Origin of the sequence: Desulfohalobium retbaense DSM 5692 (assembly GCF_000024325.1) — a bacterium.
Taxonomy (GTDB): Bacteria; Desulfobacterota; Desulfovibrionia; order Desulfovibrionales; family Desulfohalobiaceae; genus Desulfohalobium; species Desulfohalobium retbaense.
Map to the genome: position 1 here is coordinate 1,281,430 of NC_013223.1, position 16,890 is coordinate 1,298,319.

The following is a 16,890-nucleotide window of genomic DNA, read 5'->3' on the forward strand; positions in this document are numbered from 1 at the left end:
GGTAGAAGTGGTTATTTGGTATCCGTGTTGTTTCTGCGTTTGGCCAGCCATCCTTTGATGCCGTTGCACACGGCGTCCAGAAAGCAAAAGAGGAAGAAGCAGACCACGAGGACGACCCAGATGTTGGTGTACTCTTCAGCGATGATCGAGACCGCTCCAACAAAAAAGATGATGATCAGGGCGAGGATGATCTGTTGCTTGGAAAATTTCATAGTGCATCCATAGGGGTTGAGTGACAGCGGCGTATTGAAAACCGGCCCCAGCTTGCCCCAAGGCGGTCTGGTTTTCAACGCCAAACACCGGGTCCACATCGGTTGCTCAGGAAAATTCTGCCTGATTCTGTGCACCCTTTCCGAAGTGGTGGCCGCAGCTGGCACAGAAAAGAGCCAGCAAGTTCGGGCACAGTCCGGTTTATAAGGACATGCGCAGGCCCGAGGCTGTGTGTCTCCGGGCGCCGAGAAATAGGGGTAAGGCTCAGGTGGAGTTTGAAATTTTCTCCGAAGAGCACAGATTCAGGCTGCCAGTAAAAGCCAGGCGGCCACGAGCATGATAGCCACGCCAATCATGCGGTCCTTGATGTCCTCTTTGAAAATCCAGCGGGCGAGAAACAGGGTCACGACCATGCCCAGCATGGAGACCGGCTCGGCGACGCTGACCTCGATCTGGGTCAGGGCCAGGAGCAAAAAGAGATAGGAAAAACCGTTGATAGCTCCGCTCAGCGCAGAGAGTCCCGGCGATCTGCGAAACAGCCCAACCACATTCATCCACTCTCCGCGCCAGAGGATGTAGACCAGGATATACAGACTGATGCAGGCGTAGAGGACAAAGGCGTAGCCCAGAGGCGAGGCGGTGTGGATGGCGGCAGTGTCGATAACCCGGCCCACGGCAATAAGCATGGACCCGGCGATCATGACTCGACAGGCCCGATCGCAGGCCAAGGCCCGAAGCGAAGCCCAGATCGTGTGCTGCCGGTTGAGAAAAGAGGCACCATAGACAAGAAGGATCAGGGCCCCGATTTTGACACCGGTAACGGGTTCGCCAAGAAATACCCCCGCCAACAGGGCCAGGAAAAAAATGTTGAAATTGTATAAGGGGCTGACAAGGGAGGCCTCGCCGAGTCGGAGCGCGTGGACGTAGCAGACAAAGGCCACGGCATAAAAGAGGCTGCTGAGGCAGGCGGTGGGAACCAGGCCGATGTCCAGCACTCCCAATGCCAGGGCAAAGGGCAACAAGGGGAGAGCTCCCAGGGCGAAAAAGAGGAAGGTGGCGCTGACACTGTCGCCGTTGAGGCCCAATTGTTTGACCACGATCCGCTCTACCCCAAGCAGGGTGATGCGGCCCGCCAGGGCTGTGAGCGCGAGATGCATGGGGTCAGTGGTTGACGACCTTGCTCAGAAAAGAGCGCAGACGGTCGTTGGTTATTTCGGTGAAGAAGGCCGTGGGAGAGCCTTGGGCGACGATCTTGCCCTGATCCATGAAGATAACCCTGTCGGCGACTTCTTTGGCGAAGCCCATTTCGTGGGTCACGACCACCATGGTCATTCCTTCCCGGGCCAAGGTTTTCATGACGTCCAGAACTTCCCCGATGAGTTCAGGGTCCAGGGCTGACGTCGGTTCGTCAAAGAGCATGACTTTGGGCCGCAGGGCCAGAGAACGGGCAATGGCCACGCGCTGTTTCTGGCCTCCTGACAGTTGGTCGGGATAATTCCTGGCCTTTTCGCGCAGGCCGACTTTATCCAAAAGTTCCAGTCCGAGTGTTTCGGCTTCCCCCCTGGCCATGCCCCGCACCTTGACCGGGCCCAGGGTCACGTTTTCCAAAACCGTCATGTGGGGGAACAGATTGAATTGTTGGAAGACCATTCCCGCTTCCGTGCGCACATGGTTGATATTGGTTTTGGGATCGGTCAGGTCGTAGCTGTCCACGGTGACCCGCCCGGAGGTGATATCTTCGAGTTTGTTGATGCAGCGCAGCAACGTGGACTTGCCCGAACCACTGGGGCCGACCACGACAACAACTTCACCGGAATGGATGTCCAGATTGATGTCGTGCAGGACTTCAGTCGTGCCAAAGTGCTTGTGCAGATGCGCTATGTGGATCATGACCGCTCCGCCGGGTTTGAGTGAAGGTGGAGTGCTGCGTCTTTACAGAGGCTGAAAGGGTTCGGTGGTGTTGAAAGGATCCGCTTCCAGCCGGACAGTGGCGCGGCAGCCTATTGTTCCGGGAGCCGCTGCGTGAACCATCGCGATTCGATGATCCGCAGGAATTTGGAGATGCCCATGGTGATCGCCAGATACATCACAGCCACGGTCAACCAGACTTCAAAGGCCCGGAAATTGACCGCAATGATCTCCTGGCCGCTGCGGGTCAATTCGCCCACGCCGATGACCACCAAAAGCGATGTGTCTTTGAGACTGATGATAAATTGGTTGCCCAGGGGCGGAATCATCCGTTTGAAGGCCTGGGGCCAGACAATATAGCGCATGGTCTGCGGGGCGGTCAGGCCGATGGAACGGCCGGCTTCGACCTGGCCCGGCTCAATGGACTGCACAGCGCCGCGGACGATTTCAGCGATATAGGCGCCTGAATTGACAGCGATGGCCACAATGCCGGCCGTGAGAGGGGGGATCCGCATCCCCAGAGCCATGGGCAGACCGAAATAGAGAAACATGACCTGGACCATAAGGGGGGTCCCGCGGACCGACTCCACATAAATTCCAGAGACTTTTTTGATGGCTGTGACCTTGGACAGCCGCAGAAGGCCCGCTGTCACCCCGAGGATGAATCCGAAGAAACAACCGACAATAGTGATGATCAGCGTCAACTCTGCGCCGTCGAGCAAAGCGGGAACGGACTCCCAGATGACGCTGTAGTCGAATTGGAAATTGGTTGCCATAGGTGCTCCCTGGCTCAGGTCTTGCTCTCTGAAAACGTAGAACGGCCCTCCGGGCCTGAAAAGACGCGAAGGGCCGTTGGACGGTCTTGGGCTCTATTGCGGTTTGGAACCGAACCATTTTTCATAGATTTCAGCATATTCGCCACTTTCGATCATCTTCAGCAAGGCGATATTGACTTTCTCGCGCAGGTCGCTGCCCTGGGGAAATGCAATGCCGTAGGATTGCCCCTGATACAGGGGGCCCACAACCTTGACCGCCCCTTTGCCGGCGGTGTTAGCGTAATACATGACGGCCGGAGCGTCGAAGAGCACGGCATCCGCGCCGCCTGTGCGCAATTCCATGTAAGCGGCATCAATGTTCGGAAAGAGTTTGACGTCTTTGGCGTCCATGTTCTCCCGGGCGTAGTCGGCGCTGGTGGTGCCGATCTTGGTGGCCACTATTTTGTCGTCGAGGTCGGACAGCCCCTTGATGCTGTTGTTGTCAGCCGAGACGATGACCCGCAAACCAGCATCATAGTAGGGATGGGAGAAGTCAACGACTTCCTCCCGGGTCGACTTGATGGTAATGGCCGCGATGGCGGCGTCGACATTTCCGGTTTGCAGGGCGGGGATGATACCGTTGAAATCCATGGGCTGGAGTTTGTAGTCCAGGCCCAGGTCCTGGGCGATGGTGTCCCAGATGTCGATATCGAAACCGACATATTCGCCGTCCTTTTTGAATTCAAAGGGCATAAAGTTGGTGTCGCAGGCCACGGTCAAGGTCTTGGCCTGGAGGCTGCCGGCGGTCATGACCACCGCGGCAAGGCACAGCAACAAGATCCGGGTCACAATACGCATAGTCCCTCCTCTGTGTCAGTCGTTATGGTACAAGAGTCCCTCTTCCTCTATCGCGGACTATTTTGCATACCTGAGGGGGAAAATCAATCCACCGGCAGAAAGCGGAATGGGCGAGAGATTCCTTGACACCACCGAATGCTCAGGATAAACATTCCGGTTCCTTGTCCACGCCGAAGGCGGAGGACCAAAGACCACAAGGAGGTAGTGTATGGTCAACAAGTATGAGGCATTGCTGTTGTTCCACCCTGAGGTGGGCACAGACGGCCGTCGGGAGACTCTGGATAAATTCGCTGGAGTCATCAATTCCCAGGGCGGGCAAATCGTGGAAGAAGACGACTGGGGCAAGCGCACCTTGGCCTATCCGATCCAGAAAGTGACCCGCGGACATTATGTCCGGCTGGAGTTTGCGCTGGAAGGCACGGCTGTGACCGAGCTGGAGCGCCGGATCCGGATCACGGACGGAATTATGAAGTTCTTGACCGTGAAGTTGGCAGACAACTTTGAGCCCCAAGCCGAGGAGGCCGCTTAATATGGCGTTTCGTAGAAAGTTCCGCCCCAGGAAAAAAGTTTGCCGTTTTTGTCAGGATAACGAGCTGAATCTGGATTACAAGAACATCGAGTTGTTGCAGGATTTTGTGACTGCCCGGGGCAAGATCATCGCCCGCCGTATCACCGGGACCTGCGCCAAGCATCAGCGGCAACTGACCCGCGAGATCAAACGGGCGCGGCAGATGGCTCTTCTGTATTACACCACCACCCACAGCACCGAGGTCAAGAAAAAGACCATTTAGGGAGAACGACGCCTATGAAAGTCATACTCAGATCTGATATGGACAATCTGGGCCGGCTGGGTGAAGAGGTGAATGTCCGCCCCGGTTATGCCCGCAATTATCTCGTTCCCAAAGGATTGGCCATGGAGGCCACTCCGGCGAACAAGAATGCCTTTGAACAGGAGCGGCGCAAGCTTCAGGAAAAGATGGATGCTGTCCGCGCTGACGCCGAGCAGGTGGCCGAGAAGCTGGAAAATGCCGTAGTCGAGCTCTCAGTGCGTGTCGGTGAAAACGAAAAGCTTTACGGCTCCGTGACTTCGGGTCATATTGCGGACGCACTGGCCGAACAGGGCATTGTGATCGACAAGAAAAAGATTGTCCTGGAAAACCCCATCCGCTCCCTTGGCGAGTTCGACATCGACGTCAAGCTCCATCCCGATGTCCAGACCACGCTCAAGGTCGTAGTCAAACGGCATGACAGAGAAGAACAACCCAAAGAACAACAAGAAGAGGAATAACTCCACCGGGAGCAGTTCGTCTTCAGCACAAGGGCTGGACAAGGTCTCCAAAGACCTTGTCCGCCGTTTACCCCCCCAGAATCTCGAGGCCGAACAGGCGGTTTTGGGGGGGGTTTTTTTGCGTAACGCCGTCTTCCATTCCCTTATTGACCTCCTGGTTGAAGACGATTTCTATTCCCCCGCGCACCGGATCATCTACCGGACCTTCCAGGATCTCTACCGGCAAAACACCCCTATCGATCTGTTGACCGTTTCCGAACATCTGCGCAAGACAGAAGAGTTGGACGCCGTCGGCGGACCCGTCTATCTGACATCACTCACGGAATCCGTGGCCAGTGCGGCTAACGCCGAACACTACGCGCAGATCGTCAAGGAAAAAGCGGTCCGGCGGGCCCTGATCCAGGTCGGCTCGGACATGATCACCCGCTCTTTTGAAAGCGGAGCGGAACTCGAAGGCCTTCTGGACAACGCCCAGCAGGAAGTCTTTGCTGTGGCAGAGGCCAAATCCAGATCCATTTTCCAGCCGACACGGGAGTTGGTCAAAGATGTCTTCGAGCAGCTGGAAAAGCGGGTCGAACGCCAGGAACTGGTCACAGGGGTAGCTACCGGCTACCACAAGTTCGACGAGCTGACCGCCGGCCTGCAACCCACGGACTTGATTATTGTCGCCGGACGGCCGGCCATGGGCAAAACCGCCTTTGCCCTGAATATGGGTATGCGGTCTGCAGCCATGTTCGAGGTCCCCACGGCGGTCTTCTCCCTGGAGATGTCCAAGCAGCAACTCATGATGCGTATGCTCTGTTCCTGGGGCAAGGTCGATCTGAAAAATCTCCGCTCGGGCTTTCTCGGTGACGAGGATTGGGCCCGGCTGTACCAGAGTGCCGACGATCTCGCTCAGGCCCCGATGTACATCGATGACACCCCGGCGCTGGGGGTCATGGAGATGCGCGCCAGATGCCGGCGACTCAAGGCCGAAAAAGGTCTCGGCCTGGTCATTGTCGACTATCTCCAGCTTATGCGCGCCAGCCGGAATATTGATTCCCGGGAACAGGAAATCTCTGATATTTCAAGAAATCTTAAGGCGCTGGCCAAGGAGATGGATGTCCCTGTCGTGGCCTTGGCTCAGCTCAACCGCAAAGTTGAAGAGCGGACCAATAAACGGCCTATGATTTCCGACCTGCGCGAATCCGGGGCGATTGAGCAAGACGCCGACCTGATCGTTTTCCTCTACCGCGAGGACGCCTACAATAAAAACGAGGACAACCCCAAAAAGGGCATTGCCGAAGTCATCATCGGTAAACAGCGCAACGGCCCCACCGGGACGGTCGAACTCTCGTTTCTTGACCGCTATACCGCGTTTGAAAATCTGGCTCATGTGCCGGAGCCTTCGGAAGCTTCCTGAACACCCTCTTCCTGAAACAGGTCTCTGGCTGCCCAACTGGCCCCCCCTTCAGGTCGGTCCCTGCCAACCGAAGAGGCTCGGCTTGGGCCGGAATCGAAAGCTGACTTGCGAATGATCGATCAACCTGTGTCTGGTGGAAACGCCCGCCAGAAAAGAAGGCGTGGGTATGAGTTATTTTCTGGTAGGACTCTTCCTGTTGGTCATATTATTTGTGGCCGCCTCCAATGTATTCGGTTTGCCGGGCAACTGGATCAACCTGGGGTTGATCGCTTTGTGGAAATGGGCGCACCCCGGCATGGAAGCGGGATGGGGCTTTTTCCTGGCTTTGCTGGCTATCGCCGGTATTGGTGAACTGCTTGAATTCGGTTCGCAATTCTGGGGGGCCAAGAAATACGGCGGCAGTACCAAAGGAAGCTGGGGGGCGCTGGCCGGCGCCCTTGTCGGGGCTGTCCTCGGCGCTCCTTTGTTCATGGGCATAGGCGCTTTTTTGGGCGCACTGGCCGGGGCGTTTGTGGGCGCGTTCGCTGTCGAAATCATCCGCTCGCGCCCTTGGCCCGAAGCTCTGAGGGCGGCCAAGGGAGCGATGTTCGGCCGGGTTTTGGGCACGGTCGCCAAGTTGGGGTTGGGGATTTTGATGCTGGCTTTGACCATGCCCCGGGTCTGGCCAGCCTAGCAGATCGTTGAAAATTCCCCAATGGCAGGCACAGCTGGAATACGTTCAAGCTCCTTCGCGCGAATACGTACGCTGCGAACATGAGCGTTTTGTCGCCTGGCCCTTGGGATTTTTGAGTGACCTGCGGTATCTGACGTTTTTCCCCCAGTAGCTAGAGCCGCTTAGCCCGCATTGTGACGAACTTTTTGCTGTGGAGACGGCAACGTTTCGAGCCATACCTGGGCTGCTGCTCCGGATGGCTATTGTCGTCAAGGAGACCGTATGTCGATGTCGATTCATGATTTCCCTGCCTATCGCGGCGTCCTTGAGTATGTCTGCCTGCAGTGCCAGGCGCGCTATCCGCAGGATGAATTGCTCTATACCTGCCCGGATTGCGGCGGGGTGTTTTTGCTTGAAGACAGCCGACAGGAGAGCCTGAAAGAGCTTTCCGGGGCGCAGTGGCGGGAACGCTTTGACGCCCGGGCTGCTGTCAAACGCAGAGCGCTGCGGGGGATTTTTCGATTTTACGAACTGATCGCCCCGGTGCTTGACGAGCAGGATATCGTCTATCTCGGCGAAGGGCAGACGCCGATCATACCGTCCAGCCCGGCCTTGAACACGGCGGTGGGACACACCGTGGCCATGAAAAACGATGGTCAGAATCCTTCAGCCTCTTTCAAGGATCGGGGCATGGCTTGTGCCTTCAGCTATCTGCAATCCATGGCCCGGGCCAATGACTGGGATCAGCTGTTGACCATCTGCGCCTCGACCGGCGATACCTCGGCCGCAGCCGCCTTGTACGCCGCCTATGTCGGGGCGCCGCTGACATCAGTGGTCCTCTTGCCCGCGGGCAAGGTCACCGAACAGCAGTTGGCGCAGCCTTTGGGCAGCGGAGCAGTGGTCCTTGAGGTGCCCGGCGTATTTGACGATTGTATGCGGGTCGTGGAATATCTTGCTGATAACTATCGAGTGGCCCTGCTGAATTCCAAGAATCCGTGGCGCATTCTGGGCCAGGAATCCTACGCCTACGAAGTCGCCCAATGGTATGATTGGAACCTGAGCGACAAGGCGCTCTTTGTGCCCATTGGCAATGCCGGCAATATTACGGCCATCATGTCCGGGCTGCTGAAGATGCACGACCTGGGCATTATCACCGCTCTGCCGCAGTTGTTCGGGGTCCAGACCGCTCACGCCGACCCGGTTTTCCAGTATTACAGACAACCGCCCGAGAGCCGGAGTTACTCCCCTGTAGAAGTCAAACCGAGCGTGGCCCAGGCGGCCATGATCGGTAATCCTGTTTCCTTTCCCAGGGTGCGCACCTTGGCTGAGCGCTACGAGCAGGTGGCGGGCGATGGCAGTTTCCAGGTCGTCCAGGTCCAGGAACAGGCGATCATGGAATCCATGTTGCTGGCCAACCGGCACGGGCACATCGCCTGCACCCAGGGTGGGGAATGTCTGGCCGGGTTGCTCCGGGCCAAGGAAGAAGGCCGTATCGACCACAAAACGACCGCGGTCTTGGACGCGACGGCCCACAGCCTGAAGTTCATCGGTTTCCAGGACCGGTATTTTCAAAATACCTTTGCTCCGGAATACGGGATCACTCCCCAGGCCCAATGGCAGAACAGGCCGGAGACGGTTATCGATCCTGAGGTCAAGAATCGTTTGGCAGCCGATGCCTTCGCCCGGGAGGCGGCCCAGGCTGTTGTCGAACGTCTCGGATTGGAAGGGAAGGAGGACTGAGCGTTGGCGAGACCACGCTTGTAATGACGCGACGGCCCAGCCGTGCGTCGGGCGTCCATTTCTCTGGGGCGGTTCCGATGTGGAGCCCGCCCCTTTTTTACCTGCCGCTGGGCTTGTGGGGCCCGCAGCCCAACCTGTGGAAGCGGCCTGGCATCGGCAGATTGGCATCGGCCAGCCCTGCCAGCACGTCTCCAGGCGAGGCGCCGGCAGGGTTCTCAGACCATGCCCCCAGTTCCGTAACCATTTTTTGAGAGCATGTTTCGCGGATTGCGCTTTTACACCAGCCACATACGACCATGGAGAGCATACAATGGCCACATTTACTATCTGTTGTCTGCCAGGGGATGGCATCGGCCCGGAGATCACCACTGAAGCCCAAAACGTTCTGACTGCGATTGGAAGGCAGTTTGGTCATACTTTTACGATGACCGACGAGCCCATCGGTGGCGCGGCGATCGACACGCATGGCGTTCCGTTGCCGGAGGCGACTCTCCAGGCCTGCCGCGAGAGCCACGCAGTGCTCCTGGGTGCGGTCGGCGGGCCGAAGTGGGATGCACTGGAGACAGCCATCCGTCCGGAAAAAGGATTGCTGGCCCTGCGCAAGGGATTGTCCCTGTATGCCAACCTCCGTCCCGCGGTTATTTTTCCGGAACTCAAAGAGGCGTCTTACCTGCGTCCGGATATTGTGGCCGACGGCGTGGACGTGCTGGTTGTGCGGGAACTGACCGGGGGGATTTATTTCGGCGAACCGCGCGGGCGCGAAGGCGAACCGGGACAACGCCGGGCCATGAACACCATGGTCTACGATGAGACCGAAGTACGCCGTATCGGCCGGCTCGCTTTCGAAGCCGCACAGCAACGGGACAAACGGCTGTGTTCCGTGGACAAGGCCAATGTTCTTGAAGTCTCGCAATTATGGCGGGAAGTCATGAACGAACTGGCTCCCTCCTATCCGGATGTCACCCTGGAGCACATGTATGTCGACAATGCAGCCATGCAACTGGTTCGGGATCCGAAACAATTCGATGTTGTGGTCACTTCCAATCTTTTTGGGGATATCCTCTCCGATGAAGCCGCGACAATCACCGGATCCATCGGCATGTTGCCTTCGGCCTCCCTCGGCGACGAGAAGCCGGCTCTGTTTGAACCGATCCATGGCTCAGCTCCGGATATCGCCGGTCAGGACAAGGCCAATCCGCTGGCGACCATCCTTTCCGTGGGCATGTTGCTCCGATTCGGCCTCGGCCTGGAACAGGAGGCCGACGCCGTGGACGCGGCAGTAGCCGACGTCATTGCCCAAGGTCTGCGTACCGGGGATATCGCCGGTCCTGGCGAAGCTGTGCTCGGATGCCGTGCCATGGGTGCGGCTGTGGTTGACCGTCTCCAGGCCCGTAAGGACTGATCGCCATCCATGTTGACGCTTACCCTCCAGAATCTCAGCAAGGGCTTTGGCGCCAACCAGCTGTTTTCGGGGCTGTCCGGGAGTATCAGTTCGGGGATGCGAGTAGCCGTCATCGGCCCAAACGGCTGTGGCAAATCGACGTTATTGAAGATTATCAACAACGAGACCGGGGCGGACGAGGGCGTGGTCCAGGTCCCGAAAGGGGCGCGGATCGGCCGGGCGGAGCAGGAGTTGGCCCAGCATGATCTGGACAGCCCGCTGCTGGCTTGGGTATTGGAAAATCTGCCCAATTGGCAGGCGTTCTGGGCCCGTTGGGAACGGGCCCAAGAAAACGGGGAGACTGACTCCCTGTCCCGCCTTGCGGCGGAGCAGACCCGTCTGGAGCACCAGTACGGCTACAACCCGGAGCACCGGGCCAAGTCGATCCTCAGCGGCCTTGGCTTCGGCACAGGGCAGTTTGCCCAACCCTTGGCTTCCCTGAGCGGGGGCTGGCGTGAACGGGCCAAGTTGGCCCGGGTGCTGGTCGAAGGCGCGGACATTTTGCTTCTCGACGAACCGACCAACCACCTCGATCTGGAGGCGGTGCAGTGGTTGGAGCAATTCCTTCACGATTTTCCAGGGATTTTGCTTTTCGTGGCCCACGACCGGGTTTTTTTGGACACCGTGGCCACGCACACCCTGTCCCTGGGCAGTGCCCGCCCGGTTTTCAGAGAAGGCAATTTCTCCGCCTATCTAGCCTGGGAAGAGGAAAAGCGCCGCTTGGCCGATAAAGAGCGCGCCAAGCTCGATCGACAGATCAAGCATAAGCAGGCCTTTGTCGATCGGTTTCGGTACAAGGCGACCAAAGCCAGGCAGGCTCAGAGTCGGCTGAAACAGATCGACTGGTTGGAAGAGCAGCGGCGACAGCACGAAAACGAAGCCAGCGCCAGGAGCTTATCCTTCCAGTGGCCTCCCCCTGTTCGGGCCGGGCACCATGTCCTGAGCCTGGTCGACGTGACCTACGGCTTTGCGCACGAGCCCCCACTGTGGTCACCGGTCACGGCGAATATCTACCGCGGCCAGCGCATTGCTCTGGTCGGGCCCAACGGGTGTGGCAAATCAACCCTGCTCAAACTCATCGTGGGTGAGCATTCGCCGCGCCAGGGAAGCATCAAGCTTGGCACCGGAGTCAAGGTCGGCTATTTCAGTCAACACCAGACCGATATCCTCCAGCCGAGACAGACCGTGCTCGGTGAACTCCGCCGGCTGGCCCATCCCAAGATCAAGGAAGAGGAACTCCGGTTTGCCCTGGGGCTGTTTTTGCTTGATGAGAGCTATTGGGAACGGCTTGTCAGTGAGCTCAGTGGCGGGGAGAAGAACAGGCTTGTACTTGCCTCGCTGTTTCTGGGGCAGGCCAATTTTCTTATCCTGGACGAACCGACGAACCATCTCGATCTGGAGAGCCGCGAAGCCTTGGTCCAGGCCCTGCGAGGCTACGAAGGTACGGTCCTTGTGGTGGCCCACGACCGCTACCTGCTCTCAGAGGTGGCGGATGATGTCTGGGTCCTCGGGGGCCAAGGCATCGAAATGTTGACCCGCGGCTTTGCCGAATATGAAGAACGCCTCCAGGAATTGCACAACACCGGCCAGGACCAGACTCCAACGGAGCCCTCAGCCAAACCCTCCCGTGAAACGGTCAAGGCCAGACGGCGGGAATTGGCAGAAGCGCGCAACGCTTTGTATCGACGCCTGCACCCCAAGCAAAAACGGTATCAGGAACTCGAACAGTTGCTGGAAGCCAACCTCGAAAGACAGACTGAGCTCGAACAGCGCCTGGCGGACCCGAGTACCTATGAGCAGGCGGACCAGGCCCTGGCCGCGAATCAGGAATACGAAGAAGCCCGCCGCTGGGGCGAGCAACTCATGGAGGAAATGGCCGAGTTGGAGGAAGGGATGGCCCATATCCGCGAGGAACAGGACAAACTGCGCGATGCCGGAGGAGACTAAGCTGCTCAAGGTCGTGGCCGGGATCGTGCTCCGTGGCCGAACGGCACTGTTCGCCCAGCGTCCGGCCGGAAAATCCTATGCCGGACAATGGGAGTTTCCGGGGGGCAAGGCGGAACCTGGTGAGTGCCTTTGTGAAGCGCTCCAGCGTGAACTCATGGAAGAATTGCGCATTCGCCCCTTGAAGTTTCGCTTGTGGAAAGCCATAACAAAATCATATACAAGGACACGCATACGCCTTTACTTTTATATCATCCCCGAATTCGAGGGAACGCCCAACGCATGCGAAGGACAGCAAATAGCGTGGCTGCTGCCTCAACACGCTTTGGACCTGCCGCTTTTGGCCGCTGATGTCCCCATTGTCAGGGCATTGGCTTTTGAGATCGAGCGCTGCTAACCAACGAGGCTCGCATGGCCAAGCAGACGACCACCGAGGCCCTGAAACAATGGGCCCAATTCACTGCAGAAGAAATCAGGGACATAGAAGAACTCCAGCGTCAGAAGCGGACCAGCTTTCTTGCGGCGGCGTTCGATAAAGATATCCTCAGGGACCAGGACTATCTGGAATTTCTTTCCCAACGTCTGTCCATGCCGTGCGCTGCGCCGGAACTTTTTGATATCGCTCAGGATATCTTTGAACTTGTGCCTTCAGAGTTGTGCCGCAAGTACGAGGCGGTCCCGTTCTTCCGCCACAACAACACCCTGTTCATCGCCACCGCCGACCCGGAAAATCTCCTCGCCCTTGACGACATCCGTTTTGTGACCGGCATGGAACTCGCCGTGCACATCGCCACGCCCACGAGCATCGCTGTCAGTCTGGAGAACTATCTTAAAGGCGAAGAGTCTGGCGGGAATTTTGGCGATTTGGACGAGGCCCTGGCCGACATTGCCGAGTCCGATGTTGAAATTTCGCGCAAGAGCGAGGAATCCGCTTCGGAAGAACCTTCGGTGCTCGAGGCCGCTTCTCAGGCTCCTGTGGTCAAGATGGTCAACCTGATCATCATGGACGCCATCCGCAAGAAGGCGTCGGATATCCATATTGAACCCTATGAAGAACTTTTCCGAGTCCGTTTTCGTATCGACGGTGTCCTGCAGGAGGTCATGCGGCCGCCGATGCGCTTGCGCAATGCGATCATCTCCCGTTTGAAAATCATGTCCCACATGGATATCGCCGAACGGCGACTGCCCCAGGATGGCCGGGTCAAGGTCCGGACCCCCGGAGGGTTGGAGGTCGAATTCCGGGTTTCGGTCTTGCCTCTTTTGTACGGGGAAAAGGTGGTCATGCGCCTGTTGGACAAGAGTTCGCTCAATCTTGACCTGCGGGATCTGGGGTTGGAAGACAGCGCCTTGGAGATCCTCCAGCGCGCCATCATCAAACCGTACGGAATGATACTGGTTACCGGCCCAACAGGCAGCGGAAAGACGACCACCTTGTATTCGGCGATCATGGAACTCAACAAGCAGGAAGTGAATATCGCCACTGCCGAAGACCCGGTGGAGTATAGTCTGGAAGGGGTCAACCAGGTCCAGGTCCGCGATGATATCGGCTTGACATTTGCCGGGGCCTTGCGCTCCTTTTTGCGTCAGGATCCGGACATTATTCTTGTGGGTGAGATCCGGGATCTGGAAACCGCCGAAATCGCCGTCAAAGCGGCTATGACCGGCCACCTTGTTCTTTCCACCCTGCACACCAATGACGCGCCACGGACTTTGACGCGCCTGATGAACATGGGGGTCGAAGAATATCTGATCGCTTCGTCGGTCAATGCCATTGTTGCCCAGCGTCTGGTGCGCAAACTCTGCCCCTTTTGCAAACAGGACACCGAGCTTTCGCAACCGGTCCTGGACGCCCTGGGCATTGATCCCGCCACCTGGGACGACAGCCAGGTCTGTGCCCCGCGTGGATGCCCGAAATGCAACAATACCGGGTACAAGGGGCGCATCGGTCTGTACGAGGTCCTTGAAGTTACTGAAACTATGCAGGAATTGATCCTGCAGCGCGCCAGTGTCCCCCATATTCACGCCCTGGCCATAGAAGAGGGGATGTTGACCATGCGTCAAAGCGGTATCGAAAAAATCCGCCAGGGAATCACTTCGGCCCAGGAAGTGCTCAAAGTAACGGCGTAATCCGGCGTTTCGCGGTCGGTCGGGCGATCGCGGGCAGGTTCTCTGACGAACCGTGCCGGCTGTGTCTTTGGGTGTGTTTCGCAGTCAGCCCGGAAAAGGTGCCTCAGATATGCCGATTTTCATCTACAAGGCGATCAAAGGGAAACGACGGGTCAAAGGCGATCTGGACGCGGCCAATCTGGAAATGGCGGAAGCCGCATTGCGGCGTCGTGGCATGACCAACATCCGGGTCAAGCCCAAGCCGAAAGATCTGCTTGAAGGGACCTTTCTGGAAGGCCGGGTCAAAGACCGGGATATGGTCATCTTCTCCCGGCAATTCGCGACCATGATCGATTCCGGAGTGCCCATCCTGCAGGCGTTGCAGGTCATGTGCGAGCAGACGGAAAATGACAAGCTCCGGCGCAAGCTCTACGAAGTGCGCAACGACATCGAGGGCGGGAGTTCCTTGTACGAGGCCTTGCGCAAGCACCCGGATGTTTTTGACGATCTGTACACAAACATGGTCAATGCCGGGGAAACCGGCGGCGTTTTGGACGTGATCCTGGATCGCTTGGCGACATATATCGAAAAGGCGGCCAATCTGAAATCGAAGGTCAGGGCCGCGCTCATTTATCCAGGAGTTGTCTCCTTTGTGGCCGTCGCAGTCATCGCCATCATCCTGATCTTTGTCATCCCGACCTTCGAGCAACTTTTCAATGATTTCGGGAGCGGCCTGCCCACGCCGACCAAACTGGTGATCGGATTGAGCCGTTGGGTCAAGGGCAATCTCCTCTGGTTGATCCTGGGGTTGGTGGCGGCGCTAATCGCCTTCCGGTTTTTTTACCGCTGGGAACGAGGCCGGACCATGGTGGACCGCTTCTTCCTCACGGTGCCGGTCTTCGGTCCCTTGATGCGAAAATTTGCCGTGGCCCGTTTCAGCCGTACCTTCAGCACTATGGTTTCCAGCGGGGTTCCGATCCTGCAAGCCTTGGACATTGTGGCCAGGACCTCTGGCAACAAGATTGTCGAGTCCGGGGTGAATGAAGCGCGTACGTCCATTGCTGAAGGGCAAACCCTGGCCGATCCCCTTGATGCCACCGGGGTTTTCCCGCCCATGGTCATCCACATGATCTCCATTGGCGAAACCACAGGGTCACTGGACACCATGCTCGGCAAAATCGCCGATTTCTATGATGACGAGGTCGATGTGGCGGTGACGACCCTGACCTCGTTAATCGAACCCATCCTGATTGTCTTTTTAGGGGTCATTGTCGGTGGCCTCGTGGTCAGCATGTACCTGCCCATTTTCAAGATCGCCGGGACTGTGGCCGGATAGCCGAGCACCGCTCCGGCTTCCGGCCGGTTTTTCGCGCGATCCGGAGAGTACGCGCTACAGGATGCCTCCGGACGGACCGCAAGGGACGTCCGGAGTGTCCGTTTCAGGCGGCTTGATTTCCGCGAGCGGGGATGGTGAAACATGACCAGGGTGGCCGTGTTGTTCTCTGGATCGGGCGTTGCCCCTGTCTTGGGGGAAAACAACGAACGTTTGGTATTCCATAACGGATCTGGTGTAGACCAAGGAGGAAAATTTGCGCATTGCTGATTTGATGCAACCGGGCAAGAAATTTATTTCTCTTGAATTTTTCCCCCCCAAGGACGAGGGGAACTGGCCCGGTTTTTTTGAGGAAGTACACCAATTGGCGAGTATGGATCCGCTTTTTGTCTCCGTGACCTACGGCGCCGGTGGAAGCACGCAGGACAATACCTTGCGTCTGGTCAGCCGATTGAAGCAGATGGGACTGGAGCCCATGGCGCATTTGACCTGCGTTGGAGCCTCAGCCGCCACTCTCCACGACTTCATGCGTTCCCTTCAGGCGTCAGACATCGATAATGTCCTCGCCCTGCGCGGTGACCCGCCCCAGGGGCAGGACACCTTCGTCCCCGATAATGCGGATTTCCAACATGCCAGTGATCTTGTCCGGTTTCTTCGGGAGCATTACCCCGAATGCGGCATCGGGGTGGCCGGCTATCCCGAGGGCCATCAAGAAGCCCCGGATTTCGAGACCGACCTTGACTATCTGGGGTTGAAGTTCCAAACCGGCGGGGACTTTGCCATTACGCAGATGTTTTTTGACAACGCCATGTATTGGCGCATGCTCGATCAAGCCCAGGCCAAAGGCATCACCAAACCGATTGTGCCTGGGATTTTGCCGATCATGCATCTCAATACCGTGAAACGCATCTCCTCCCTCTGCGGGGCGACCCTACCGCCGGCTTTTCTGCAGCAACTGGAGGAGGCCGAGGCCGAAGGCGGTCCAGCGGCGGTTAAAGATGTGGGAATCAAGTATGCCACTGAACAGGTGCGCGATCTTCTGGCCGGCGGCGCGCCGGGCGTCCACCTGTACACTTTGAACAAGTCCGAGGCGTGTTTGCGAATTTATCGTGAACTCAACGCCTGTTTGTGTGAATAATCCTGAATCGCGAGACCGAACGGGGGAGCTGGCGGTTTGCGCCCTGGCTTTAAGGCAAGGCCCGTCATTTTTCTGGAAGACCGAATGCTTTTTGCACAAATGAAGTCTGAACGGT

General features: G+C 57.6%; 17 protein-coding genes. 12 read left to right on the forward strand and 5 right to left on the reverse strand.

Features of this window, described 5'->3' with window-relative positions:
- Positions 1-11: 11 nt before the first annotated feature.
- The 5 genes from DRET_RS05460 to glnH form a co-directional block, all read right to left on the reverse strand.
- Entirely contained in the window at positions 12-212 is a 201-nt protein-coding gene (locus tag DRET_RS05460; RefSeq protein ID WP_041281915.1) for a hypothetical protein, read from the reverse strand.
- A gap of 300 nt (positions 213-512) precedes the next feature.
- Complete coding sequence (locus tag DRET_RS05465) at positions 513-1,367, reverse strand: EamA family transporter (protein ID WP_015751529.1); 855 nt, start codon at positions 1,365-1,367, stop codon at positions 513-515.
- A gap of 4 nt (positions 1,368-1,371) precedes the next feature.
- Positions 1,372-2,100: an amino acid ABC transporter ATP-binding protein gene (locus DRET_RS05470; RefSeq protein WP_015751530.1), complete on the reverse strand. Its 729-nt coding sequence runs from the start codon at positions 2,098-2,100 to the stop codon at positions 1,372-1,374.
- 110 nt (positions 2,101-2,210) lie between these two features.
- Complete coding sequence (locus DRET_RS05475) at positions 2,211-2,894, reverse strand: amino acid ABC transporter permease (RefSeq protein WP_015751531.1); 684 nt, start codon at positions 2,892-2,894, stop codon at positions 2,211-2,213.
- 93 nt (positions 2,895-2,987) lie between these two features.
- Positions 2,988-3,731 carry a glutamine ABC transporter substrate-binding protein GlnH gene (glnH, locus tag DRET_RS05480; protein ID WP_015751532.1) on the reverse strand — a complete coding sequence of 248 codons (744 nt, stop codon included), beginning with the start codon at positions 3,729-3,731 and terminating at the stop codon, positions 2,988-2,990.
- Positions 3,732-3,939: 208 nt separating this feature from the next.
- On the opposite strand from glnH, the gene rpsF reads away from it, so the two are divergent.
- The 12 genes from rpsF (at position 3,940) to metF (ending at position 16,775) form a co-directional block, all read left to right on the forward strand.
- The gene (gene rpsF, locus DRET_RS05485) at positions 3,940-4,260 is read left to right on the forward strand and encodes a 30S ribosomal protein S6 (RefSeq protein WP_015751533.1); all 321 of its coding nucleotides are present in this window, start codon (positions 3,940-3,942) and stop codon (positions 4,258-4,260) included.
- Position 4,261: 1 nt separating this feature from the next.
- The gene (gene rpsR / locus DRET_RS05490; protein ID WP_015751534.1) at positions 4,262-4,522 is read left to right on the forward strand and encodes a 30S ribosomal protein S18; all 261 of its coding nucleotides are present in this window, start codon (positions 4,262-4,264) and stop codon (positions 4,520-4,522) included.
- Between the two features lie 14 nt (positions 4,523-4,536).
- Positions 4,537-5,019, forward strand: coding sequence for a 50S ribosomal protein L9 (gene rplI, locus DRET_RS05495; protein WP_015751535.1), 483 nt, complete (start codon positions 4,537-4,539; stop codon positions 5,017-5,019).
- Positions 4,976-6,421 (forward strand): replicative DNA helicase, encoded by a 1,446-nt coding sequence (dnaB, locus tag DRET_RS05500; protein ID WP_015751536.1) that lies wholly within the window; start codon positions 4,976-4,978, stop codon positions 6,419-6,421. Before rplI ends, dnaB begins: the two co-directional genes overlap by 44 nt.
- Positions 6,422-6,587: 166 nt before the next feature.
- Positions 6,588-7,094, forward strand: a complete 507-nt coding sequence (locus DRET_RS05505) for a DUF456 domain-containing protein (protein WP_015751537.1) — start codon at positions 6,588-6,590, stop codon at positions 7,092-7,094.
- 267 nt (positions 7,095-7,361) lie between these two features.
- The gene (gene thrC / locus DRET_RS05510) at positions 7,362-8,813 is read left to right on the forward strand and encodes a threonine synthase (protein WP_041282345.1); all 1,452 of its coding nucleotides are present in this window, start codon (positions 7,362-7,364) and stop codon (positions 8,811-8,813) included.
- A 310-nt stretch (positions 8,814-9,123) separates the two neighbouring features.
- A complete protein-coding gene (leuB, locus tag DRET_RS05515) occupies positions 9,124-10,215 on the forward strand; it encodes a 3-isopropylmalate dehydrogenase (protein WP_015751539.1) in 1,092 nt (363 codons plus the stop codon).
- Positions 10,216-10,224: 9 nt separating this feature from the next.
- Entirely contained in the window at positions 10,225-12,201 is a 1,977-nt protein-coding gene (locus DRET_RS05520) for an ABC-F family ATP-binding cassette domain-containing protein (protein ID WP_015751540.1), read from the forward strand.
- The gene (locus DRET_RS05525; protein ID WP_015751541.1) at positions 12,185-12,595 is read left to right on the forward strand and encodes a (deoxy)nucleoside triphosphate pyrophosphohydrolase; all 411 of its coding nucleotides are present in this window, start codon (positions 12,185-12,187) and stop codon (positions 12,593-12,595) included. The genes DRET_RS05520 and DRET_RS05525 overlap by 17 nt, the downstream gene beginning before the upstream one ends.
- 14 nt (positions 12,596-12,609) lie before the next feature.
- Positions 12,610-14,325 carry a type IV-A pilus assembly ATPase PilB gene (pilB, locus tag DRET_RS05530; protein ID WP_015751542.1) on the forward strand — a complete coding sequence of 572 codons (1,716 nt, stop codon included), beginning with the start codon at positions 12,610-12,612 and terminating at the stop codon, positions 14,323-14,325.
- Between the two features lie 109 nt (positions 14,326-14,434).
- Positions 14,435-15,640, forward strand: coding sequence for a type II secretion system F family protein (locus DRET_RS05535; protein WP_015751543.1), 1,206 nt, complete (start codon positions 14,435-14,437; stop codon positions 15,638-15,640).
- A 253-nt stretch (positions 15,641-15,893) separates the two neighbouring features.
- A complete protein-coding gene (metF, locus tag DRET_RS05540) occupies positions 15,894-16,775 on the forward strand; it encodes a methylenetetrahydrofolate reductase [NAD(P)H] (protein WP_015751544.1) in 882 nt (293 codons plus the stop codon).
- Positions 16,776-16,890 lie beyond the last annotated feature (115 nt).